The organism is Luteibacter mycovicinus, assembly GCF_000745235.1.
Taxonomy (GTDB): Bacteria; Pseudomonadota; Gammaproteobacteria; order Xanthomonadales; family Rhodanobacteraceae; genus Luteibacter; species Luteibacter mycovicinus.
In genome coordinates, this window is the sequence record NZ_JQNL01000001.1 from 1,307,900 (window position 1) to 1,330,974 (window position 23,075).

General features: G+C 65.6%; 20 protein-coding genes. 8 read left to right on the forward strand and 12 right to left on the reverse strand.

From position 1 onward, the window contains the following. Nucleotides 1-11: 11 nt before the first annotated feature. From murD to FA85_RS05980, 3 genes are read right to left on the reverse strand one after another with little or no spacing between them, the layout of a single operon-like run. Nucleotides 12-1,364 carry a UDP-N-acetylmuramoyl-L-alanine--D-glutamate ligase gene (gene murD / locus FA85_RS05970; RefSeq protein WP_036110836.1) on the reverse strand — a complete coding sequence of 451 codons (1,353 nt, stop codon included), beginning with the start codon at nucleotides 1,362-1,364 and terminating at the stop codon, nucleotides 12-14. Continuing rightward, nucleotides 1,351-2,700, reverse strand: coding sequence for a UDP-N-acetyl-alpha-D-muramoyl-L-alanyl-L-glutamate epimerase (murL, locus tag FA85_RS05975; protein ID WP_036110833.1), 1,350 nt, complete (start codon nucleotides 2,698-2,700; stop codon nucleotides 1,351-1,353). Before murL ends, murD begins: the two co-directional genes overlap by 14 nt. After that, nucleotides 2,697-5,258: a bifunctional aspartate kinase/diaminopimelate decarboxylase gene (locus FA85_RS05980; RefSeq protein WP_036117168.1), complete on the reverse strand. Its 2,562-nt coding sequence runs from the start codon at nucleotides 5,256-5,258 to the stop codon at nucleotides 2,697-2,699. Before FA85_RS05980 ends, murL begins: the two co-directional genes overlap by 4 nt. A 182-nt stretch (nucleotides 5,259-5,440) precedes the next feature. Between FA85_RS05980 and FA85_RS05985 the strand changes: the two genes are divergently transcribed. The 5 genes from FA85_RS05985 to FA85_RS06005 all read left to right on the forward strand — a co-directional run bounded on the left by FA85_RS05985 (nucleotide 5,441) and on the right by FA85_RS06005 (nucleotide 11,789). After that, on the forward strand, nucleotides 5,441-6,754 hold the full coding sequence (locus FA85_RS05985) for an amino acid permease (RefSeq protein ID WP_036110831.1): 1,314 nt from the start codon (nucleotides 5,441-5,443) through the stop codon (nucleotides 6,752-6,754). Nucleotides 6,755-6,801: 47 nt separating this feature from the next. Then, nucleotides 6,802-7,353: a (2Fe-2S)-binding protein gene (locus FA85_RS05990; protein WP_081907374.1), complete on the forward strand. Its 552-nt coding sequence runs from the start codon at nucleotides 6,802-6,804 to the stop codon at nucleotides 7,351-7,353. Then, entirely contained in the window at nucleotides 7,350-9,632 is a 2,283-nt protein-coding gene (locus FA85_RS05995) for a xanthine dehydrogenase family protein molybdopterin-binding subunit (RefSeq protein ID WP_036110828.1), read from the forward strand. The genes FA85_RS05990 and FA85_RS05995 overlap by 4 nt, the downstream gene beginning before the upstream one ends. Nucleotides 9,633-9,657: 25 nt before the next feature. Further along, nucleotides 9,658-10,422: a class I SAM-dependent methyltransferase gene (locus FA85_RS06000; protein WP_036110825.1), complete on the forward strand. Its 765-nt coding sequence runs from the start codon at nucleotides 9,658-9,660 to the stop codon at nucleotides 10,420-10,422. Between the two features lie 83 nt (nucleotides 10,423-10,505). Beyond that, nucleotides 10,506-11,789 carry a polyhydroxyalkanoate depolymerase gene (locus FA85_RS06005; protein ID WP_051943347.1) on the forward strand — a complete coding sequence of 428 codons (1,284 nt, stop codon included), beginning with the start codon at nucleotides 10,506-10,508 and terminating at the stop codon, nucleotides 11,787-11,789. 44 nt (nucleotides 11,790-11,833) lie between these two features. Here FA85_RS06005 and FA85_RS06010 read toward each other — a convergent pair whose 3' ends face one another. Both FA85_RS06010 and FA85_RS06015 read right to left on the reverse strand, forming a co-directional pair. Further along, nucleotides 11,834-12,937: an SLC13 family permease gene (locus FA85_RS06010; RefSeq protein ID WP_036110824.1), complete on the reverse strand. Its 1,104-nt coding sequence runs from the start codon at nucleotides 12,935-12,937 to the stop codon at nucleotides 11,834-11,836. Between the two features lie 65 nt (nucleotides 12,938-13,002). After that, the gene (locus tag FA85_RS06015; protein ID WP_036110819.1) at nucleotides 13,003-13,782 is read right to left on the reverse strand and encodes a DUF4097 family beta strand repeat-containing protein; all 780 of its coding nucleotides are present in this window, start codon (nucleotides 13,780-13,782) and stop codon (nucleotides 13,003-13,005) included. A gap of 165 nt (nucleotides 13,783-13,947) precedes the next feature. Between FA85_RS06015 and FA85_RS06020 the strand changes: the two genes are divergently transcribed. Continuing rightward, nucleotides 13,948-14,508, forward strand: coding sequence for a hypothetical protein (locus FA85_RS06020; protein ID WP_036110815.1), 561 nt, complete (start codon nucleotides 13,948-13,950; stop codon nucleotides 14,506-14,508). Nucleotides 14,509-14,595: 87 nt separating this feature from the next. On the opposite strand, the gene mazG is transcribed toward FA85_RS06020, so the two are convergent. The 5 genes from mazG to gspN are packed head-to-tail and all read right to left on the reverse strand — an operon-like array spanning nucleotide 14,596 to nucleotide 18,317. Then, nucleotides 14,596-15,390, reverse strand: coding sequence for a nucleoside triphosphate pyrophosphohydrolase (gene mazG / locus FA85_RS06025; RefSeq protein WP_036110814.1), 795 nt, complete (start codon nucleotides 15,388-15,390; stop codon nucleotides 14,596-14,598). Then, complete coding sequence (gene cysQ, locus FA85_RS06030) at nucleotides 15,387-16,208, reverse strand: 3'(2'),5'-bisphosphate nucleotidase CysQ (protein WP_036110811.1); 822 nt, start codon at nucleotides 16,206-16,208, stop codon at nucleotides 15,387-15,389. Before cysQ ends, mazG begins: the two co-directional genes overlap by 4 nt. Further along, a complete protein-coding gene (nudE, locus tag FA85_RS06035) occupies nucleotides 16,205-16,762 on the reverse strand; it encodes an ADP compounds hydrolase NudE (protein WP_036110809.1) in 558 nt (185 codons plus the stop codon). Before nudE ends, cysQ begins: the two co-directional genes overlap by 4 nt. After that, entirely contained in the window at nucleotides 16,759-17,547 is a 789-nt protein-coding gene (locus FA85_RS06040) for an inositol monophosphatase family protein (RefSeq protein WP_036110807.1), read from the reverse strand. The genes nudE and FA85_RS06040 overlap by 4 nt, the downstream gene beginning before the upstream one ends. After that, complete coding sequence (gspN, locus tag FA85_RS06045) at nucleotides 17,544-18,317, reverse strand: type II secretion system protein N (RefSeq protein ID WP_036110802.1); 774 nt, start codon at nucleotides 18,315-18,317, stop codon at nucleotides 17,544-17,546. The genes FA85_RS06040 and gspN overlap by 4 nt, the downstream gene beginning before the upstream one ends. A gap of 57 nt (nucleotides 18,318-18,374) precedes the next feature. Between gspN and FA85_RS06050 the strand changes: the two genes are divergently transcribed. Next, nucleotides 18,375-19,718 carry an adenosylmethionine--8-amino-7-oxononanoate transaminase gene (locus tag FA85_RS06050; protein ID WP_036110800.1) on the forward strand — a complete coding sequence of 448 codons (1,344 nt, stop codon included), beginning with the start codon at nucleotides 18,375-18,377 and terminating at the stop codon, nucleotides 19,716-19,718. 76 nt (nucleotides 19,719-19,794) lie between these two features. Here the strand turns inward: FA85_RS06050 and FA85_RS20780 are convergent, their stop codons facing one another. Beyond that, on the reverse strand, nucleotides 19,795-21,276 hold the full coding sequence (locus FA85_RS20780) for an N-acetylmuramoyl-L-alanine amidase family protein (protein ID WP_051943345.1): 1,482 nt from the start codon (nucleotides 21,274-21,276) through the stop codon (nucleotides 19,795-19,797). A 199-nt stretch (nucleotides 21,277-21,475) separates the two neighbouring features. After that, nucleotides 21,476-22,105 carry a 2-hydroxychromene-2-carboxylate isomerase gene (locus FA85_RS06060; RefSeq protein WP_036110797.1) on the reverse strand — a complete coding sequence of 210 codons (630 nt, stop codon included), beginning with the start codon at nucleotides 22,103-22,105 and terminating at the stop codon, nucleotides 21,476-21,478. Between the two features lie 83 nt (nucleotides 22,106-22,188). On the opposite strand from FA85_RS06060, the gene FA85_RS06065 reads away from it, so the two are divergent. Next, nucleotides 22,189-22,923 (forward strand): 16S rRNA (uracil(1498)-N(3))-methyltransferase, encoded by a 735-nt coding sequence (locus FA85_RS06065; protein WP_036110795.1) that lies wholly within the window; start codon nucleotides 22,189-22,191, stop codon nucleotides 22,921-22,923. Nucleotides 22,924-23,075: the final 152 nt, after the last annotated feature.

Below are 23,075 nucleotides of genomic sequence, written 5' to 3' on the forward strand. Positions count from 1 at the left end.
CGGCGACGGCGTCAGCTGACGCCCAGCCCCTGAATACGGGCCGCGCCGGCTTCAAACCCCGCCAGCTCGGCAAAGCGTTTGCCACGCTCCGCATAATCCCTGAACTGGTCGAAGCTCGGCGCACCCGGCGACAGCACGACGACGCCCTCGCCGCTCAGGGCGTTACGCGCGGCACCGACGGCGGCGGCGAGATCCGCTGCCCGATACACGTTCGCGACACCCGCGGCTTCCAGCGCATCCGCGATACGCGAACCGCTGGCACCCTGGCACACGATCGCCTCAGGCGCATCCAGGCGCATCGCTTCCACAAACGGCGTCCAGTCGAGACCGCGATCGTGGCCGCCGACGATCAGCGCGACACGTCCCGCTCCCACGCTTTCGAGCGCGGCAAGACTCGCCAGCGGCGTCGTGCTGATCGAATCGTTGATCCAGCGCAGGCCATGGATCTCGCCCAGCGGCTGCAACCGATGCGGCAGAGGAACGAAGGTAGACAGCGCGGGCGCGGCCGCGCGCGCGTCGAGGCCGGCGATCTCCAGTGCGGCAAGGGCGGCACACGCGTTGATCGCGTTGTGCAGACCCGGCGCGGACACGGCGGACGCCGCGATCACATCCTCGCTGCCACGACGGATCCAGCCATCGGCAACATGCCAAGTCGCCTCGTCGCCGAACGTATGCAGACCCGGATGGCCCGCCGCTCGCGCCATCAACGCAGGCTGCATCGCATTGACCAGCACCTGCGCGGATGACGCAAGCAGTTTCAGCTTGTCGCTGACGTAACGCTCGCGCGAGCCGTGCCAGTCGAGGTGTTCTTCGTAGAGGCTGGTAACGACACCGAGGCCGACACCGAACGCTTCGCCGGTCTGGAAGCTCGACAGCTCGATGACCCAGAGGTCGGCGCTCTCGCCATCCAGCTCGAGCATCGGTAAGCCGATGTTGCCAGCGAGTGCCGTGCGCACGCCCAGCGAACGCGCAAGATGCGCGATCAACGCGGATGTCGTGCTTTTGCCCTTGGTACCGGTCACTGCGATGGTTTTCGCCGCCATTTGGGCGGCGAACCAGAGCGCGGTGCCCGATGTAAAACGCGTGCCGCGCGACTGCGCATCGAGCAGTTCGGGCTTGTACGCGGAGATACCGGGGGACTTGATGACGATGTCGTACGACGCGAGCGCATCGGCATCGGGGGCCACGTCATGTACGTGCGCCCATGGAAACGAAGCACGTGCCGCGGCCGCCTCGTCGGACGAACAGTAGACATCGACCAGCTGACCCGGCAGATGCCGGGCCAGCGCGTCGAGGGCCGCACGCCCTTCGCGACCGAAACCCCAGACGGCGACGCGGCGCCCCTCGAGATCAGCCCAGCGCATCCAGCGCTCCGAGCAGACGCGATGGCACGAGGTGCGACGCACCCGGCTTCAGCCAGGGCTCGAGTGCGAGCTCGGACGAGTCAAGTTGCGGAAGAATCTCGCGACGGAAACGCGACACCAGCGCGTCTTCGCGCCACTCCGGACGCTCCGCCAGCGACGCGAGCGCGGCGCGCGCTTCGGCGCCCTCGCCGACGCACTCGAACGGCTTGTGGTTCTTGTATTCGAGCAATGCGTCGAACGCGTCGGCCAGCGAGTCGTCGTCGAGCAGATTGCGCCCGAAGATCGATACCAGCCGCGGTTTGGCCATGAAGGGCGCGAGCGCGAGAAACACGAAATGGCATTTCGGGCACTGACCGCACCAGCGATCCGCCGGCTTGGGGCCGAGGATACGGAAGTTCCGGTTGCAACTGGAGAACGCATCGAAATACGCCGCGCCAAGGCGCGCGAATGCGCTGGTCACCGCCAGCTCCGACCACGGCCGCAGGAGCGAGCAGTAGTCGAGATCGGCGGCGACATGCGAATGCAGATAGTCGTGGAAGGTCTTCTCGAAACCGAAGCCCTTGCTCCACTGGTGGTTCACTTCCTGACCTTCGTATTCCAGCGTGGCGACCGATGCCGAACGTTCATTGGCGAATACGATGGAGTCGTAGCCGTACAACAGAGCCGCCAGCGTCAGAATGGCCGAGTTGATCGCCGTCACGGGGATATGCCCGTTCCACGCGCCCAGGCGGTTCAGTTCGAACAGACCCGGCGCCAGCTCGCGCGAAATGTTCAGCGTCGACAGACCGGTTCGCGCCGCACATTCGGCGATGAGCGGCGAATTGCCGACCCACGCCGCCGTCGCGTCACCACCGATCGACTTCACGGCCTCGACGGCGACCACGGAATCCTTGCCGCCACCGATCGGCAGCAACGAGCGTGCCGGCAAACCGATCGCGGGGGCCGCGACGCGATCGCGACTTTCGAACGGAAACGCGATGCGCCCACGCAGATCCAGCCGGTTGCGATAGGCGAACTCGGCCAGACCATGCAGATACAGCGCATCGGCAAGCGTCGCCGTCTCTTCGTCGAGCGGCTCGCCTTCGATCACGATCGACGGCGGGATGCCCGCCTTGTAGTAGCTGACACCGGCGACGATATGCAGCAGACGGAGCGCCGACGCGAACGCCGCCTCGCGCTCCGGCGGGACCGCCGGCGCCCCCGGAAACGTAACGCGCTCGGTCAGCTCGAGGCCGTCGTCGAAGGCGTAGACCAGCTCGGCGACACCATCGACGAAGCTGTGACGGACGAAGCGGAAGCGCTCGCTTCCGCGTGGATCGGTGAGGTTGGCGGTCACGGCAGCAGCACCTCGTCGGCTTCGTCACGAAGGTTGTAGCGCGACGACATGACGGCACCGTATGCGCCGCCCTGCGCCACGAGGATCACATCGTCCTCTTTCGATTCCGGCAGGCGCCGGTCCGAACCGAGGATGTCACCGGACTCGCAGATGGGGCCGACCACCTGGTACATCGTGGTCGCCGCTTCACCGTGGCGCGTGAGGTTCACGATCTCGTGCCAGGCATCGTAGAGCGCGGGACGGATCAGGCTGTTCATGCCCGTGTCGAGACCGAGGTAACGCACGTTGGCGCCCTTCTCCTTTTCCTGCGTGACACGCGCCAGCAGCACGCCGGCATCGGCCACCAGATAGCGGCCGGGCTCCATCCACAGCTGGAACTGCGGATAGGCCTGACGTACCGAGGTCAGCACGCGATCGAGCGCGGGCATGTCGAGCGCGGTCTCGCCCGGATGCGACGGCACACCCAGGCCTCCGCCGATGTTCAGCACGGTGATGGTGCCGATACGCTCCGCGAGCGCCGCCAGCTGCGAGTAGACCTCGCCCCAGTGCGCGGCATCGAGAATGCCCGAGCCCAGATGCGCATGCAGGCCGATCACCCGTGCGCCCGCGGCATCGGCCAGACGCAGGAAACGGTCGATCTGCTCGATCGGCACACCGAACTTGCTGCCGGTACCGCCCGTTTTCACCTTGTCGTGGTGCCCCAGCCCGCGACCGAGGTCCACGCGTAGAATGATCTCGCGACCGGCGAACAGATCGCTCCAGTGCTCGATCGGATACAGCGCGTCGATGGTGATGGTCGCGCGCGTCCGCAACGCGGCTTCGAAATCCCGACGCGCGGCGAAGTTCGGAGTGAACAGCAGCGGCGTGCTCTCGGGCACCGCCGCCGAGACGGCGGCGAGCTCGCCCGGCGAGACGCACTCGAAGGCAAAGCCTTCTTCCGCCAGCACCTTGAGGATGCCCGGATGCGTATTGGCCTTGACCGCGTAATGCGCGCGGTCCACCGCCTGCAGCGATTTCACCCGGCGTGCCTGCGCACGCACGGTCGGCAGATGATAGACGTAGCGCGGCGTGCGCTCTTTCGCGAGGTCGACGAGCTTCACGCGCTCGCCCTGCCACCATGCGGCGGCCGGCAGCACCTGTTCGCCCGCACCGTACAAGGCCTGCCACGACGGCCCGAACACCACGCTGTCGTCCGTGCGCAGAGCGCCCGCACCGATCAGGAGTTCGTGCAGACGCGGCAGCATGTCGTCCACCACGTCCTCGTCGACGACGAAGGTCAGGTTGAGGTTGTTGGACGACTGCGAGATCAGGTGGACGCGAAGCTGGCCGAACTCGGCCAGCACACCCGACAGCTTGTGCAGCATCGAGCGCATGCCGCGGCCGACCAGCGTGATCGCCGCGCACGGCGCGATCACCTTCACCCTGCAGACGCGCGCCAGATCCGCGGCAAGCGCGGCGATGGCGTCGGAATCGAGCAGGTTTTCGGTCGGGTCGAGCGAGACCGTGACATTGGTTTCCGCCGAGCCGATCAGGTCGACGGAGAGACCATGCCGGCGGAAGGCATCGAACACGTCGGCCAGGAAGCCGACCTGCTGCCACATGCCCACAGACTCCATCGAGACCAGCGTGATGCCCTTGCGCGCACTGATCGCCTTGATGCTGGGTGCGTGTTCGCGGATCTCGGGACCGATGAAGGTGCCTTCCAGTTCGGGCCGGTTGGTGTCCTTGATCAGCAGGGGGACGCGGGGCTCGCGCAGCGGAGACAGGCAGCGCGGGTGCAGCACCTTGGCGCCGGTGGAGGCGATTTCCTGGGCTTCTTCGTAGTCCAGGCGCTGGAGCAGGCGCGCGCCGGCGACTTGGCGCGGGTTGGCACTGAACATGCCCGCCACGTCGGTCCAGATCTCCACGCGGGATGCCGCCAGCAGCGCGCCGAAATAGGCCGCCGACGTATCCGAACCGCCGCGACCGAGCAGCACCGTGCGGCCTTCCTCGTCGCAGGCGATGAAGCCCTGGGTGATGAAGACCTCACCGCGCTCGGCCAGCGAGGCCGTCAGGGCGGCATCGTGATGAGGCTCGACCATCGCCGAGAGCAGGCGGGTCCGCTCGTTCTGGTTGGGCAGAGCCACCGAATGCAGGCACTCGCGCGCGTCGACCCACGTGGTGGGCAGACCGTTCGCGCTGAGGAATGCCGCACCGAGCGCGCTGGACATCAGCTCGCCATGCGCCTGAACACGGGCCTGCCAGGCCAGTTCACCGAGCTCGCCGGCACCGCTGTCGGCAAGACCGGCCAGATCGGCCAGGCGCGCGCCGAGCGTCTCCGGCATGGCGAGCGACATCTCGGCGAGCAGGGCGTGGTGGCGATCGGCCAGGGCGGCGGCCGCGTCCGAGCGGCGTTTCGATTCCGTGTGCGTGCAAAGCTGTTTCAGGCCGTCCGTAATGCCGGACAGGGCCGAGACCACGATCAGCACGCGCGCGCCTTCGGCGCGGCGGCTGGCGGCCAGCTCGAGGATATTGCGCCAGCGTGCGGCGGTGGCCACCGAAGTGCCGCCGAACTTCATGACGATCCAGGGCGCGTTGAGAGGCAACGGCGCGTTTGCGTTTTCGCTCACGGGACTCTTTTGTTGGCTGGGGAAAGAAGCGGTCAGCCAAGGCTGACTATCCCCCGAAGTGTTGCGCCGCAACGGAGAAAACGCAATCTGGGCTATTCTCCGTCCTTTATCCCGATCACGACCCACGTCTCATGGAAAATCCCGGCTACGCCCGCCGCCTCACCCTCATGGATGCCGCACTCATCGTCGTCGGCGGCATCATCGGGGGCGGCATCTTTCTCAACCCGGGCATCGTCGCGCAACGCACGTCCTCGGGCTGGGTACTGCTGGCGTTGTGGGTGGGCGGGGGCCTGCTGACCCTGATCGGCTGCCTCTGCTACGCCGAACTCGGCGCCCGGCGCCCGGAAGCGGGCGGCAGCTACGTCTACCTGCGTGAGGCGTTCGGCCGTCTGGCCGGCTTCCTGTTCGGCTGGACCATGCTGCTGGTGATCTACAGCGGAAGCAGCGCCGCGGTGGCGACGATCTTCGGCAGCTACGCCACGTCGGTGTTCGGTCTGTCGCCCGACCTGGTCAAGCCGCTGGCCGTGGGCGCGCTGATTTTCGTGACCGGGCTGAATCTTTTCGGGATCCGCTTCGGCGCCCAGGTACAGAATCTCTTCGCCATCCTGAAGCTGCTCGCCATCGCCGCCCTGGTGGTGACCGGCCTGGCCTTCGCCGGCGTCGGCACCACTCATGCACTGGCACCGGGCGTCGCGCCGACGAGCGGCAGCCTCGCCGGCGCCCTGCTGCCGGTGCTGTTCGCCTTTTCCGGCTTCAGCTACCTCAACAATCTCGCGGGCGAAGTACGTGACCCGCAGCGGACGCTGCCACGCGCGCTGGTACTGGGCATGCTGGTGGTCATCGCCGCCTACGTGCTCACCAACTACGCTTATATGGCCGTGCTGGGTCACGATGGCCTCGCCGCCAGCCAGGCACCCGCCGCCGACGTCATGAGCCGTGTGTTCGGTGCGGCCGGCGCCAAGGTCATCGCGATCGGCATCGCCGTTTCCACACTGGGTTTCTGCAACATCACCCTCGTGGCGGGCGCCCGCGTGCTCCAGGTGATGGGCGAGGATGGCCTGTTCTTCTCCAGCGTAGCGCGGCTGCATCCGCGTTACCGCACGCCCAACATCGCCCTGATGGCGCTCGCGGCGTGGGCCATCGTGCTGGTCCTGTCGGCCAATTACGGGCAGTTGCTGGATTTCGCGGCGTTCGGCGACTGGGTCGCGTACGCCGTGACCATCGCCACGCTGTTCTGGTATCGCCGCCACGGCGGCAGCCGGCCGGCGTTCGCCACGCCGGCGTATCCGTTGCTGCCGATGATTTTCCTCGGCACCGTGATCGCGGTGGTCGTCGCCTACGCCTGGGACAAGCCGCTGAGCGCCGGCGTGGTGTGCCTCGTGGTGCTCGCCGGACTGCCTGTGTATGCGGTCTGGCGACATCTGTTCAGTAAAGTGGCTCGCTGATCATGGGCACGGATGCCACAATGAACCGGTTCAGCTGAGGAAAGCAGATGGCACAGCAAGGCCCGACGTCTCCCGTACCCGTTCCGACCCGACAGGACGCCTCGCAACCGGCGCCCAAGCCCGTACGCGAAGGCATCGACCTCATCATCAACGACAAGCGGTACCGGCACTCGGGCGACAAGACCATGCCCCTGCTCTGGTACCTGCGCGACGTCCTGCGCCTGACCGGCGCCAAATACGGCTGCGATCAGGGTGATTGCGGCTTCTGCACGGTCATCGTCGACGGTAAGGCCGTGGCCTCGTGTCAGACGCCGATGGAGAAGCTCACCGGCAAGCGTGTCACCACCGTCGAAGGTCTGGCCGGCGCCGACGGCAAGCTGCATCCGGTACAGCAGGCGTGGATCGACGAGGACGCGATCATGTGCGGCTTCTGCCAGCCCGGCCAGATCATGGCGGCGGTGGAGCTGCTCTCGCGGCAGAAAAATCCGTCGGACGCCGACATCGACAAGATAGGCAACCTCTGCCGCTGCGGAAGCTATGGCCGCATCCGCAAGGCGATCAAACGCGCCGCGGCCAACATGAAGGACGGCAAGGCATGAGTGGCGAAGTCCGACTCTCCCGCCGCCGCTTTCTCAAGTACGCCGCGGGCACCGCGGGGGCACTGGTCATCGGTATCGGCAGCGCCGAAGCCCTCGACCGACCGCCGCCGGTCGGCCTGCTGGGCGACGCCTGGGCCCAGGTCGGCTCGTACCTGCGCGTCGCAGCCGATGGTCGCATCTACATCGGCGTGCGCGATCCGGACAACGGCGAAGGCACCGCGACGTCGCTGGCGCGCATCATCGCCGAAGAACTCGATGCCGACTGGTCGCGCGTCATCGTCGAGCCGCTCGGGCTTGGCATCCAGACAGGCAACGGCGAACCCAGATTCACCTATGGCCGGCAGCGCAGCGGCGACGCGACGAGCATTCCCGCCGCCTGGGCCGACCTGCGCCAGGCAGGCGCCCTCGGTCGCTGGCTGATCCTGCAGGCGGCCGCGCGTCGCCTCGGCCTGCCTGCCGACCAGCTGCACACGGAGAACGGCGTCGTCATCGCGAGCGATGGGCGTCGTCTTTCTTATGCCGATCTCGCATCGGCCGCCGCCTCGATCGACGCGCCGTCGACAGCGCCGCCGCTGAAGGCCACCGACGCCTACCGCCTGATCGGTCAGCCTGCCGGTGACGTGGACGCCCGCGCGGCGGTGACCGGACAGCTTCGTTATGCCGGTGACGACAGTATCGGCGACGCCGTGGTCGCCGTGCTCGCGCGCTGCCCCTACCCGGGCGGCTCGCTGGATACCGCCGATCGCGAAGCGGCCAGGAAGATTGCCGGCGTCTACGACGTCATCGACATCACACCCGAACAGGGCCAGCTTTCAGGCACCGCCGTACAGGTGCCTTCGATAGCCGTGCTCGCCACGGATACCTGGAGCGCTCTCGCCGGTCGTGCCGCGTTGAAGGCCACCTGGAAGCAGGGCCCCAGCGTCGAACCTTCCGCGTACACGCTCGAGCAGAAGGCACTGGAGCTGTTTGGCGACGAGGCCGGGGCGGCGGAGCCTTCCACCGTTCGCAACGACGGCGACGTCGCCGCCGCGCGCAAGAAGGCCGCACGCGCGCTCGAAGCCACCTATTTCCAGCCCTGGATCGCCCATGCCACGGCGGAGACACCGAATTGTGTGGTTCGCCTGGATGCCGATACCAGCATCACGGTGATCGCAGCTACCCAATCTCCGCGCGCGGCCTACGCCGTCGTGCAGCGCATGACCGGATTCAAGCCCGAACAGATCGATATCCAGGTGCCCCGCGGTGGTGGCGGCTTTGGCCGTCGTCTCGAGCAGGATTACATCGCCGAGGCTGTCGCCGTCGCTCTGGCGAAGAAGGCCGACACCGTTCGCAACCGGCCGATCAAACTGCTGTGGACCCGTGACGACGATCTCGCACACGACTATTACCGCCCCCTGGCGGTGCATCGACTGAACGCGTCCATCGACCGGAAGAAAGCGATCGTGGGCTGGCACCAGCGGATGGCCAGCCCGTCGATGCTGGTCGGCCGCGCCACGCCGGACAACCGCCTGTGGCAGTCCGAGCTGGTCCCCGACGCGCTTCCCGCCGGACTGGTACCGAACTTCCGCAGCGACTGGTACCCCCTGGAATCGCAGCTGGCACGCGGTGAGTGGCGCGGCTCGCCGCATGTCACACCCGCGTTCGCCACGGAAAGCTTCATCGACGAGATCGCCCATTCGCTGAAGCTGAACCCGCTCGATTTCCGGCTCGCCATGCTCGGCGAGGGACGCCAGCTGCCATACAACGGCCGTGGCGGCCCCCTCGACACGGCCCGCCTCGCCAACGTGCTGAAACTGGCTGCCGAGAAGATCGACTGGAGCCGCTGGCTGCGCAGCGAAAACGGCCTCGGCATTGCCTGCTCGTACGTATTCGGCGCCTACGTGGCGCACGCCATCGAAGTGGCGCCCACGGCGGACGGCATCGATATCCGCCGCGCGGTCTGCGTCGCGGATGTGGGCCGGGCGATCAACCCGCTGGGCCTGGAAGCGCAGTTGCAGGGCGCCACCATGGATGCCCTGTCGACCGCCCTCAACCTCGCCATCACGGTGAAGGACGGCAAGGTGCAGCAGACGGGATTCCGTGACTACCCGGTCTCGGCGACGCAGCCGCTGCCCTACGAGGTCGAAACGGTGATCGTGCCCTCCACGGCCGAACCCACCGGCGCCAGCGTCATCGGTGTACCCTCGGCGGCACCCGCGCTCGCCAACGCCGTGTTCCGCGCCACCGCGGTTCGCGTCCGCCGCCTGCCCCTGTTGCGTGAGCTTTCCCGCCTGCGCTGATGTTTCGTCCCGCCCGAGGTAACGTATGTCCACTGCATCAGTCACCTCGGGCTCGACGGCCTCGCGGACCGACGCCGACCTGATCGGCAGCAATAAGCGTTTCTACGACGCGCTGTGGTCCGAAGCGAAGCTGTTTTCACCGAAGCGCTTCAATACCTGGCCGCTGGTTTCCGAACTGGCGGCCCAGACGTCGCGCCGCCTCGAAGTCGCGCCGGGCCTGCGTCCGCGCCTGCCGCTCGAAGGCACCCAGTTCGTCGATCTCAGCGTTCCCGCGCTGGCGGAGCTCGGCCGCAACGGTGCCAGGGTCGCCAACGCCATGATCGGCGCCCTGCCGTTTCGCGACGCCAGCTTCGATTTCGTCTGCGCTTTCGACATCCTCGAGCACGTGGTGGACGATGAAGGCGCGCTCGGTGAACTCGCGCGTGTCGCCGAGCCGGGTGCCCGCCTGCTGATTTCCGTGCCGCTGCATCCCGACGCCTGGACCGCCTTCGACGATTTCGTTGGGCATTACCGCCGCTACGAGCCGGACGCCATCCGCGACCTGCTCGCCCGCCACGGATTCACCATCGAGCGCAGCGCCGTTTACGGTATGCAGCCCAAATCCTCGAAGCTGCTCGACCTCGGCCAGTGGTACCTGACCCACCAGCGCGCCCGCGCCATGTGGTGGTACAACCGCGTGTTCATGCCGCTCGGGGTGCGTTTCCAGAAGGCCCTGGACTTCAGGCCGGGCTTCGAGCCGGGCCCGGGCGTGGACGAGGTCCTGCTGGTCTGCCGCAAGGCCGCCGTTTAAATCGAGCAAAAACAGGGGCTTTACATATGGCGCGGCGCAACTGGTTATGATGCGCCACCCTCCCCGCCCCTTCCGGAACCTGCATGCTCTATCTCATGCACGAATGGCAACGCTCGATGCTCAGCCCTCTGACCTACTGGGCCGAGGCGAGCGCGAAGATGTTTGGCGACGTTGCCAGCCCGTTTGCCCGCATGCCCGGCGCCGATCGTGCCGCGGCGGGGTACGAGCTCATGTTCCGCCTGGGCAAGGCTTACGAAAAGCCTGAATTCGATATCCATAGTGTGCACGCGCACGGGCACGACGTCGCCATCGTCGAGCAGGTGGCGCTGGCCAAGCCGTTCTGCACACTGAAGCGTTTCAAACGCTTTTCCGACGATCAGTCGACCGTCGACAAGATGAAGAACGATCCGGCGGTGCTGGTCGTGGCTCCGTTGTCGGGCCATCACTCGACCCTGCTGCGCGACACCGTGCGCACCCTGCTACGCGACCACAAGGTGTACATCACCGACTGGGTCGACGCGCGCATGATCCCGCTGGACGAAGGCTCGTTCTCGCTGGCGGACTACGTCGCCTACGTCGAGGAATTCATCCGTCACGTCGGCGTGCACCGCGCGCACGTCGTCTCGGTCTGCCAGCCGACCGTGCCGGTGCTCGCCGCCGTCTCGCTGATGGCTGCGCGCGGTGAGGCGACGCCCGCCACGCTCACCCTCATGGGCGGCCCGATCGACACGCGCAAGAGTCCCACCAGTGTCGACAACCTGGCCACCACGCGGCCGCTGTCGTGGTTTCGCAACCAGCTGATCCACAAGGTGCCGTACCAGTATCCCGGTGCCGGCCGCGAGGTCTACCCGGGCTTCCTGCAGCACGCGGGCTTCCTGGCGATGAACCCGAGCCGCCACGTCATGTCGCACTGGGACTTCTACGAGAACCTGCGCAAGGGCGACCTCGACGACGCCGAGCAGCACCGCAAGTTCTACGACGAATACAACGCCGTGCTCGACATGCCGGCCGAGTACTACCTCGACACGATCGAGACGGTGTTCCAGGAGCACCGCCTGCCCAAGGGTACGTGGGAGATCCACGGCGAACTGGTGCAGCCGGCCAAAATCAAGGACACCGCCCTGCTCACCATCGAAGGTGAACTCGACGACATCTCCGGCCCCGGTCAGACCGAGGTCGCGCATAGCCTTTGCAAGGGCATCGCGAAGAAGCGCAAGAAGCACATCACCGTGGAAGGCGCCGGTCATTACGGCATCTTCAGCGGTCGTCGCTGGCGCGACATCGTTTACCCGGACGTGCGCGATTTCATCAAGGCGCATGACCGAGGCAACAGCAACACGGGCGCCAAGGGCAACCGGAAGGTCTGAGAGCGCTCCGCGCGTGGCCCTGCAGGACCGCGCGGAGCACGCTCTTACAACAACGCCCAGCCGATCAGACCGACCAGGATAAAAAACGGCACCGACCAGAGATGGAACGTGCCCCACGCCTTGCGCTCCCCCAGCAGCCGCAACGCGATCAGGTTGGCCAGCGACCCCAGCACGAAACCGAAGCCACCCACGTTCACGCCGAACGCGATGGTGCGCCAGTCATGCGAATACTCCGCCAGCAGAATCGCCGCCGGTACGTTGCTGACCACCTGCGACGCCAGCGCGCCCGTCGCATAGAGATGCAGCGGCGTGTCCAGCCCCAACCCGCCGATAAACGACCTGATCGCTTCGAGCCCCGCGAGCATGCGCAGGTCGATGAACATGAGTACGAAGGTAAGCAGCAGGCCCCAGTCGATCGCGGCGACGATGCGGCGGCGGTACGCGAGAAACACGACGAGCACGCCCGCCAGAGCCCAGATTTCGTGGTGCAGATCGGCCAGCACCAGAAAGGGAACGTAGAGCGCCGCCGCAACGATGAGCATGCCGCGATCGACACGATCGTCCGTGTCTTCGTGAACTTCGAGCGCCGTGGAGGGGAATGCGACCGCGGTCAGGCCGAGCAGCAAGACCAGTACGATCGCGACCAGGGGCAGCATCGCCCACACGAAGCCGCCGAATCCGTTGTTCCACTGCTGCCACAGGAACAGGTTCTGCGGATTGCCGATTGGCGTGAGCATCGAGCCCGCGTTGACCGCAAGGGCCTCGAAGATGACCAGACGCGTCGCGGGCATGCGTGCGATGCGACACATGCTCAACGTCAGCGGCACCATGACGAACAGCGAAACGTCGTTGGTCAGCAGCATCGACAACAGCGCGGTAAGCGCGATCAGCCCCAGCGCGGCAATGCGGCGTGTGGAAGTGCGATCGATCAGCCAGCGCCCCGCGACGTTGAGCGCACCGCTGTTCTCGACGGCCTTGGTCAGAACCAGCAACCCGGTGAGGGTCGCGATCGTCGGCCAGTCGACCAGGCCAGGCCACGCCTTCAGATGCGCCGGTTTCGCCACCGCGAAGACCACGGCCACGGCCAGCAGTACGAGAAAAAGTACATCGCGGCGAAGGTTGCGCAACGATTCGGGTAGCCACGCCATCTGAAAAAATCCCGCCGGTGAGGGCGGGATCATATCGTCAGACGATGTCGCCGGAACGTGTGGACTCAGCGGTCCGAATTCGGGACGTCAACCTTGCCGCTCACGCCGTGCTGTTCGATGTCGCCGCTGCCTTTGGTCCGGACGGTGAGGTTGCCTTTCACGCCGTCGACCTCGAGGTCGCCCGAACCGATGGTGCCGACTTCAACGTTGCCGTCGACGTCGACCAGTTTGGCGTCGCCCGACCCGACAGTGCCGATGCGAACGTCGCCATGGACATGGCGAGCCTTGAAGTCACCCGAGCCGACGGAGTCGACCTCGATCGAACCGGTACCGTCGCTGGTGAAGTCACCCGAGCCGATGCGTGCCTTGACGGCACCCTTGACGTCGTAGACCTCGATATCGCCGGAACCCGCCGTGCTCTCCACCGAAGCGACGCCGCGCACCTTCGCATCGCCCGAGCCACCCTCGACCGTCACCGGCAGCGTCGCGGGGATGCTCGCATTGACCTTGAGATAGCTGTAATTGCTGCCCCAGCCGCCCGACCAGCCCTTGCGCTTGGTAGTGAGTTCGACCACGAGCGTGTCGCCGCGCTTTTCCTGGGTCACGACGAGGTTATCGGCCAGTTCCTGGCTCGAACCGCATGCCTTGCCACGGATGGTTCCCTTGCCGGCCGCCGCGCCACCTTCGACCGAGACGTCGTAAGCATTCACGATGAAATGTACGGAACGCACGCCCGACAGGTCGAGATCGAGGTTGCGGTCCGCATGAAATTGGCAGGAAGGCACATCATCGGCAAGAGCGATGGCGGGAAGAAGCAGGAGTGACGCGAAGATCAGGTGCCGCATGGGGAAAACCCTCCGGAGTGATTCGGTGTACCGGTGATGGATGCCGGCCGGACGGAAAAGGTTGCAAGCGACCCGCACGGAATGCTGACTGGATCACAACGGGTCGGTCAACCGGTCGCGCGGCGGCACGTTTTTCACCGTGCAAGTCCAACCGGGAGATAACCTATGCAACGCAAGACCCTTCTCGCCAGTGCCGCTTCCCTCCTCCTCGCCGGCTCGGCTGCCTTCGCGTATGCGCAGGATGCCGCTCCCAGGACCCCCGCCGCTCCGGCAACCTCGTCCGCCCAGACCGGCGGCCCGCAGCGTGGCCCGGGCCCGCAGGGTCCCGACGGTCCGAAATGGGGCCACGGTGGCGATCATGGGCACGGCCGCGGCGAGCGTGGCGGCTGGGGCCAGCATGGCCATGGCGGTCCGGAAGACGATGGTGTAATCGGCGACCTTCGTTCGCTCGAGCGCCTTTACGTAACCACCGGTCGCCAGAAGGAACTGCCGGCTCTGTACAACGAAGTACTCGCCAAGTCGCAGAATCCGCGAGTGCGTGACTATGCGTACCGTCACCTGGCACGTGCGCAGATGCAGCCGCAGAACGTCGATGCCGCGATCGCGACATTGCGCAAGAGCCTTGACGAGAACCTCGCGCAGGACCAGAAGCGTCATCAGGACATGGAGGCTTTCAGGCAGCGCATGCAGGCACGCGCCGCTTCGAAGCCGGCTGACGGCAAATAAGACACGACGGGGTCGAAAGGCCCCGTTTCTTGCCTGTAGGAGCGCGCCTTGCGCGCGATGTTCTGGGTTCGCGCGCGAGGCGCGCTCCTACATGGCGGTGTCGCGCTTGACGCGAACCCAGAGCGCTTCCTGCTCCTCCAGCGAATACGACGACAACGTACGGCCCTCGGCCGCGGCCATGGCTTCCATCCCGCGAAAGCGTCGCTCGAATTTCGCATTCGCCCCGCGCAACGCGCGTGACACATCGACCTTCGCATGCCGCGCCAGATTCGCCGCGACAAACAGCACGTCGCCAATCTCGTCGGCCAGCCGATCTTCATCGGCACCGTTTTCGAACTCGTGGCGGACCTCCTCGATCTCTTCCGCCATCTTGTCCAGCACCGGCGTGTGATCCGGCCAGTCGAAGCCGACGTTAGCCGCGCGCTTCTGAAGTTTCACCGCACGCTGCCACTCCGGCAGTCCGGGAGAGATACCGGCCAGCGCACTGGTGTCTTCCACGCCACGCGCCTTACGCTCTTCGGCCTTCAGACGATCCCAGTCCCGCGAACGTGCCGTGTCATTCGCGTGCGTCACATCCTCGAACACGTGCGGATGGCGGCGCACCATCTTGTCGCAGATCGCGTCGACCACATCGCCGAATGCGAAGTGCCCGGCCTCTTCCGCCATGCGCGAATGAAAGACCACCTGAAGGAGAAGGTCGCCCAGTTCATCACGAAGATCGCGCATGTCGTTGCGATCGATCGCGTCGGCGACTTCGTAAGCTTCCTCGACCGTGTATGGCGCGATCGTGACGAAGTTCTGTTTCACATCCCAGGGGCAACCGTTCTCCGGATCGCGCAAGCGCGCCATGATCGCGATGAGGTCGTCGACAGGTCGTGTCACGCGGGATTCTCCGGGTCGATCAGCCGCGCTGCCCAGTCGACGCCGGTGTCGCCGCAGGCAATGAACTCGGGATTGATCAACGAGTCGCGCGTGTTGTACCGGAACGGACGACCAGCCAGATCGAGCACCGCGCCGCCCGCTTCTTCGAGCACGCACTGAGCCGCCGCAGTGTCCCACTCGGACGTGGCGCCCAGGCGCAGATAGATGTCCGCTTCACCGCGAGCGATCACGCAAAACTTGAGCGAAGAGCCCAGCGCAAAGGTCTCGTGCTTACCGAGGCGTTCGAGCAAGGTCATCGTGCGACCACCGGTGCCGTAAGAGCGACTACCGGTGACCATCAGCAGACTGTCGGCGGAACGCGTGCGAATGGCTTCGCGTGGTGCATCGACCGAGCGCTGGCGCCACGCGCCACCGCCAGCCACCGCGGCGTAGAGATCGCCCGTAACCGGCGCCAGCACGACACCCAGCACCGAGCGATGGTCCTCGATCAGTGCGATGTTCACGGTGAACTCGCCGTTGCGCTTCACGAACTCACGCGTACCGTCGAGTGGGTCGACCAGCCAGTAACGGCGCCAGGTGCGACGCTCCGCCCAGGGCGCGGCGAGCGCCTCCTCGGAAATCACCGGCACGCCCGGCGCGAGCTTCCGCAGGCCTTCCGCGATGACACGCTGCGCGGCGAGGTCGGCGGCGGTCACCGGTGAATTGTCGTCCTTGCAGACGACTTCGAAATCCTGCGCGTAGATGGCGAGGATGGCCTCGGCCGCTTCGCGCGCGATCGCGCAGACCGGGTCGAGCCAGGCGGCGTGCGCGCCGCTCATGCCGGCGTATAGCGCCCGGCGAGGAACTCGCGGGCCATGAAGAGTGCGGCGATGGAACGTCCGTCGGTCACGTCGTCGCGCGCGATGAGCTCGTGGAGGTTATCCAGGCGCCATGGCAGGACTTCCAGTTCCTCGGGCTCGTCACCCGCGAGACGTTCCGGGTACAGATCCTCGGCCAGCACGATGTGGATCTGGTGGGTCATATACGCCGGCGACAGCGACAGCGTGCCGAGGAAGGTAAGCTTGCGCGCACCGAAGCCGACTTCCTCCTTCAGCTCGCGGTTCGCGCCCTCTTCCGCGGTTTCGCCGGCATCCATGCGGCCTTTCGGTGCGCCGAGCTCATAGCGCTCGACGCCGACGCTGTATTCGCGCACCAGCAGCACGGTGTCCGCATCCCGCATCGGAACGATGAGCACGGCGCCGTGACCGCCGCTCTTCAGCCGTTGGAACGTGCGGCGTTCTCCGTTCGAGAATTCGAGGTCGACTTCTTCCGCATGGCGGAAGTAGCTGCTGGACGCGTCGCGCGTCGCGAGGATCGTCGGGCGTTTGTTCATCGGTCGATTGTAGCCCCGGTAAGCCGGGCGAGCGCCTCGGCGTGGATCGCGGGGGTGCCGGCCAGTACGCTGCGCGTCTCCAGGCCAGGCGCGGCGCCGGACAGGTCGGTGAAGACGCCACCGGCTTCGTTGACGATCACGGCCAGCGCGGCGATATCCAGAATGTTGACGTCGGACTCGACCACCAGATCGAGGCCACCGCGCGCCAGCAGGTGGTAATGGCAGAAATCGCCGTAGCCGCGGATGCGGTTACTGTCGCGGATCATCGCGCCCAGCGCATCCCAGCGGGCATCGCTCGTCAACGTTTTTACGTTACCGGTGGAGATCGATGCCTGGGACATGGCCTCGGTGGCCGCCACGCGCACCGGCTCACCGTCGAGGAAGGCCCCGCGCCCGCGTACGGCCCACATCCGCTCGTCATACACCGGGGCGGAGGAGACGCCGAGCACCAGCTCGCCCCGGTGCATCAGCGCGATCTGCGTGGAGAAGAACGGTGTGCGGCGGACGAAGCTCTTCGTGCCGTCCAGCGGATCGACCAGCCACAGGTAGTCGCGCGTCGTGTCGTCGGCGCCGTACTCCTCGCCGTAGATACCGGCCTCCGGCAATGCCTTGGAGAGGATCGCACGGATGGCCAGCTCGGCCTCGCGGTCGGCGACGGTCACGGGGGTGTCGTCGCCCTTGACGATCACGTCGACGCCCGAGCGCCAGTAGTGAAGGATGATCTCCGCGGCGGCGCCGGCGGCGTCACGGGCGGCGGCAAGCGCCTTGTCGAGGGTGTCGGTCATGGCGTGTTCGCGGGCGCTAACCCGGCCTTGCGTTGCAGATTGACGGAGCCGTTGCGCCCGATGGGGCCGAAACGTGCGATGAGGTGCGACAGCGCACTGTCCGCGACCCGCGGGACCAGCTTGCCGTCCAGACGCCAGCCAAGCGGCGACGCGGCGAGCGCGGCGTCGACCGCCAGCGAGCCCTTGCCGTCGTCCGCGAGCGTGGCGCGAAGCACGCCGCCGACGCTGGCCGCCTTCAGAGCGAGACCTCCCAGGGCGACGTAGCCCTCCGGCGTGCGTATGGCCGCGGCGCGCCAGTGGATATCGGCGTCGAGCGCGACAGGCCAGTTACCCTGCAGGTCGGCGCGCGGGATCTGGCCGTCGACGACGCCCATCGGGATCAGTTCGGGTGGCAGAGCCGGGCCGGCCAGCGCTGCGGCGTCGAGCCGGAAGTCGATGCCGGTCCAGTGCATGGCGTCGGGATCGGTCCGTTCGAGATGGCCGTCGAAGCGGCCGGCGCGCCCCTCGAGATGAAGATCGAGATGAATGCGGCCGAGGATGGCGTCCCGACCGAGGCGCCACGTGGCGCTGCCCAGTTCGCGGCCGTCACGGCCCGTGACACGCCCTGCCCGCCCATCCCACAAGGTGCCCGAGAGATCGTCCAGCACCAGCCCTTTCGCGCGGGACGCGGCGAACGGCACGGCCAGACTGGCCGGCAGGAACCAGTACAGCAGGCCCGAGACCAGCAGCAGCACGACAACGATCAGGGCGACCCGGCGAAGCCATTTCAAACCATCACCTCAACATCCTCACTTGAGCCACGAAGGACCGGGGGCGATCATGGGCGGATGACCGACACCCTCATCGCACGCGATCTCTCCGTCCTCTGGCACCCGTGCACCCAGATGCACGACCACGAAACCCTGCCCATGGTACCCGTCGTACGCGGCGAAGGGGCATGGCTGGTGGGCGCGGACGGTAAACGCTACCTCGATGCCGTCAGTTCCTGGTGGACCAACCTGTTCGGCCACGCCGAGCCGCGCATCGCCGGGGCACTGAAGGACCAGCTCGACCGGCTGGAGCACGTGATCTTCGCCGGCTTCACCCACGAGCCCGCCGTGGAACTGGCCGAGGAACTGGTCCGGATCACGCCGAATGGCCTCGACCGGGTATTCCTCGCCGACAACGGCTCCGCCGCGATCGAAGTGGCGCTGAAAATGAGCTTCCATTACTGGCTGAACCAGGGGCACGGCGAGAAGACCCGCTTCATCGCCCTTACCGGTAGCTACCACGGTGAGACGCTGGGTGCCCTGTCGGTGAGCGACGTGGCGCTTTACCGCAAGACGTATGCGCCCCTGCTGCTCACACCGGAACTGGCACCCTCCGCGGATACGTTTGAGGGCGAGCCGGGCGAGACCCCGAAGGAGATCGCCACTCGCCGCCTCGGCGAGATGCGCACGATCCTCGAACGCCACGCGCACGAAACCTGTGCAGTGATCGTCGAGCCGCTGGTCCAGTGCGCCGGCGGCATGCGCATGTATGACCCCTCGTATCTCACCGGGTTACGCGCCCTGTGCGACGAGTTCAACGTGCACTTCATCGCAGACGAAATCGCCGTGGGCTTCGGCCGTACCGGCACGTTGTTTGCCTGCGAGCAGGCAGTCGTGTCACCGGATTTCATGTGCCTGTCGAAGGGATTGACCGGCGGGTTCTTGCCGTTGTCCGCCGTGGTCACGACGAACGACGTGTATCAGGCGTTCTATGCGGAATATGCGGCGGGCAAGGCCTTCCTGCATTCGCACAGTTACACCGGCAATCCTTTGGCCTGCCGCGCCGCAACCGCGACACTCAAGATCTTCCGTGACGATCCGGTGCTGGAGCGCAATCGCGTGCTTGCAGCTCACATGGCTATGCGCATCGCTCCGCTGGTGGATCATCCTCATGTGGCGCAGGTGCGTCAGACCGGCATGATCGCGGCGATCGAACTGGTCGCCGACAAAGCCTCGCGCACGCCGTTCCCGGCCGCCGACCGACGTGGCCTGCGGGTGTATCGCCATGGGCTGGAGAACGGCGCGCTGCTGCGGCCCCTCGGCAACATCGTTTATTTCATGCCGCCGTATTGCATCACGGAAGACGAGATCGACTTCATGGTGGATACGGCGATCGCGGGAATCGGAAAGGCTGTGGCGTGACGAACTGCCGGGTACGGCAACTCATCACGCCGTCGAGTCGCAGCTCTACGCTGCCGCCTTTTATCCGCACGGTTGTCTATCGCTGAGCAACGCCTATCTCAGGCCTGGGCAGACAGCTCATGATGATTTCCGCTGGTTTTGTCTCTATGCCAGCAAAGTCTCTTCCTACGACTTTCAGTGCGAACGGAGACCGCCCTACGTCATCGTCAAGACACTGATAACCAAGGTCGACGCGCTGCTCAGCAGGGGCTTCGGGCACCATAGCCCATCCTCGCTCTGCACTGACGCTCATCGGATAATCGGGATACCCGGTCCAGGTAATGGGAATTTTGGTTACGTCACCCACTATGCTCTCTGCTTTGTCTGGGACCCGAACGGCGAACTCCTCGCAACGTTCACCGTTACGGAAGAGACGATAGGCCTTGGCCAAACCGCGCATCGCGCTTCCGACGAAAAGTGGATCTTTCAATGCCGCGGCGTCCTCGGCGTTTGTATGGAAACCGAGCTCAACGATAATCGCCGGCATATCGGCCAGGCGATTCTCACCCTTGTCGGAAAACTGGGGATTCGGTGCGACCGCAAAATCCTCATAAGCTTTGCTCGCATGAATATGTTCACGCATGTAGCAGAGAGCCATGGATGCAAATTCAGCCGACTCGGGGCGACCGGGCTGAGAGAAGACCCTTGTACCCCGTACACTGGCGTTGTCCGAAGCATTGGTGTGAATGCTGATCATGGCGTCTACGCCAAGCGCATTTGCGAACAGCGGCCGACTTCGAATGTCTTCCCTATACTCCCGCAAGTCGCTCACATCATCGGGCAACGAATGCCAGATATCCGGTCTCTCTGGAAGGGACCGCTCAAGAAGGTAACGAGCGGCCATCAGATAAAGAGGTTTGCCGCTCGGCTCGTGATTCCCGAAAGACGACTCCCGGCTAGTTTTCACAGCCACGCCGTCCATGCTCAGCCACGCCCATAGTGGGGTAGCAATCTCTGAAGTGACCCGGTCCTCGATAATTCCATTCGCCGGTTCTCGCTGGAATCGCCAGTCGTGAAAGCCATGGTGGTAGTAGTAACCATGTCCATCGTTGATCAAGACTGACCCGAGGCCGTCCCTGCTAGTGGGCTTTGTTGATTTCGATTTTTCGGGCTCACGCCTGTCGCCAGGGAACCAGAAGTACAAGTCTTTCCCACCGTAGCGCCAATCAAGCCCCTGGAATCCATGGATATTCTCCAGCATCGGCCAGATCTCATTGGCAATTTCCGACTGGAGATTTTCCATTTCCACGTAGCCGGAAACCGGGCCGAACCTTTCATCCACTTCCATGAGAAGCGACTGGCCCACCGGATCAAATTGGGATTTGATATGGATGGGGAGATGATCTTCCTCAAAGAAAGACTTCGAGTTCGCGATGCGATTAGCGACCTCGTCGACGCGACGCTCGACGTTACGGCGGGCATCGATGCTCATCGACGACACCGAAACCTGATTCTGGTCATCTGCCCTTGCCGCGCCTGGCAATTCCGCCCCCGCTGCCACGCTGAGCGCAGCAAGCATCCACAAGCCTGCTTTAGTGCGATTTCTTCTTCTCATCATCTGCCCGACTCCGTAGATTCACGATGCAGGTGCCGAATGACGTCACGCCATTCGACGCCCGCAAGTGAAGCCTAGGTTTCAGGCCATGCGCCGTCCTACGCGAAAATTCTGAAAAATCCGTTTTTCTTGACCGGTCGCCAGCTTCGACTTTGCGACGGCCTTATCGGATCCGCGACAGCCCGATCGGCAGATCGCCAAGACGCGCCATCTCACTGTCATCGAACAGCTCGGGATGAGCGAGGTAATCCATCGCAAACGCATGCGCGTCAGCACCCCAGAACAACTCGTTGCCGATCGCCAGCGTCGGCACGCCGTAGACCTGATCGCGCATCGCCTGTTCGAAATTCGCCTGCAGGGCGGCTTTGACGCCGGGCGCGGAGAGCGCGGCGCTGACGTCGCCGATGCCCAGCGACGTCGCCAGTGGCTGGATCGTCTCGGGCGTATCCGCCGCACGGCCATGCACCCATATCCACTCGAAGATGGCACCGACGGCCTCGGGCGTCGACCCGGCGGCAACACACAGGCGCAGCGCCGGCAGCGGATTGAACGGATGGGTCGGGGGAAACTTCAGCGGCACGTTCGCCTGCCGTGCCCGCCACAGCGCGTACCGATAGGTGAACTCGCGCTTGCGCGGGATCTCCGCCGGGCCGCGCTGCCCCATCTGCTTCAGCAGGCCGCCGAACAGGATCGGCCGCAGCACGACCTCCCGCTCCTGAGCCAGTTCGCGCACCGCCGGCCACTGCAGCCAGCTGAACATGGAGACGAAATCGAAGTACCAGGCGATCGGCATTACGCGGCTCCTTCGTCGATGGGACGACGATAGCCGTCCGCATCGCTGGCTACAATGCATGTTCCGTGACAGAAGGCCCCACCATGCGCACCATCCGCATCCATGTCGACATGCCGCTGACCAGCGGAGTTGACATCACCCTGCCCGCCCAGGCGGGCGAGCACGTCGCCCGCGTCCTGCGCATGGAGGCCGGCGCGCCGGTCGTGCTGTTTTCGGGCCACGACGACACGGAGTTCGATGCCACGCTGACCAGCGTGGGCAAACGCGAAGTGGTGGCGAGCGTGGGCGAAGGGCGGCAGCTCCAGAACGAATCCCCGCTGTCGCTCACCCTGGTACAGGGCGTGGCGCGCGGCGAGAAAATGGACCTGATCGTGCAGAAGGCCACCGAACTGGGCATCGCCCGCATCGTGCCGATCCTGACCGAGCGTTCCGAAGTGAAGCTGGACGCGGCGCGCTCCGAGAAGCGCCTGCTCCACTGGCGCGCGGTCGCCGCCAGCGCATGCGAGCAGTCGGGACGCGCCCGGGTGCCGCAGGTGGAAGCCGCCGTACCGATGGCGACCTGGCTTGCCTCGCTGGGCGAAGGCGGCCCGATGCGGCTCGCGCTACTGCCCGAAGGAACGAAGCGCGCCGGCGAACTCGGACTGACGGGTGCGGCGATGTTGGCTATTGGCCCCGAAGGCGGGTTCGGAGACAGGGACCGTGTGGCGCTGGCGGCGCATGGATTTGCGGGACTGAAGCTGGGACCACGGATTCTGCGGACGGAAACAGCGGGTCTGGCGGCGATTGCAGCGTTACAGGCGCTTTACGGCGACATTTGAGCATTATCGCCGTGACGGGTGCGGCCTCGGCTTTGCACAGCACGCGCTGACGAAAGGGTACTGTTGGGTGCCCTTCTCGTCGCTAGGTCCTCCTACGCCCTTCGCCTACGTGCGGAAGCGCTCCGAGAACGGCACCCAACAGCACCCTCCGA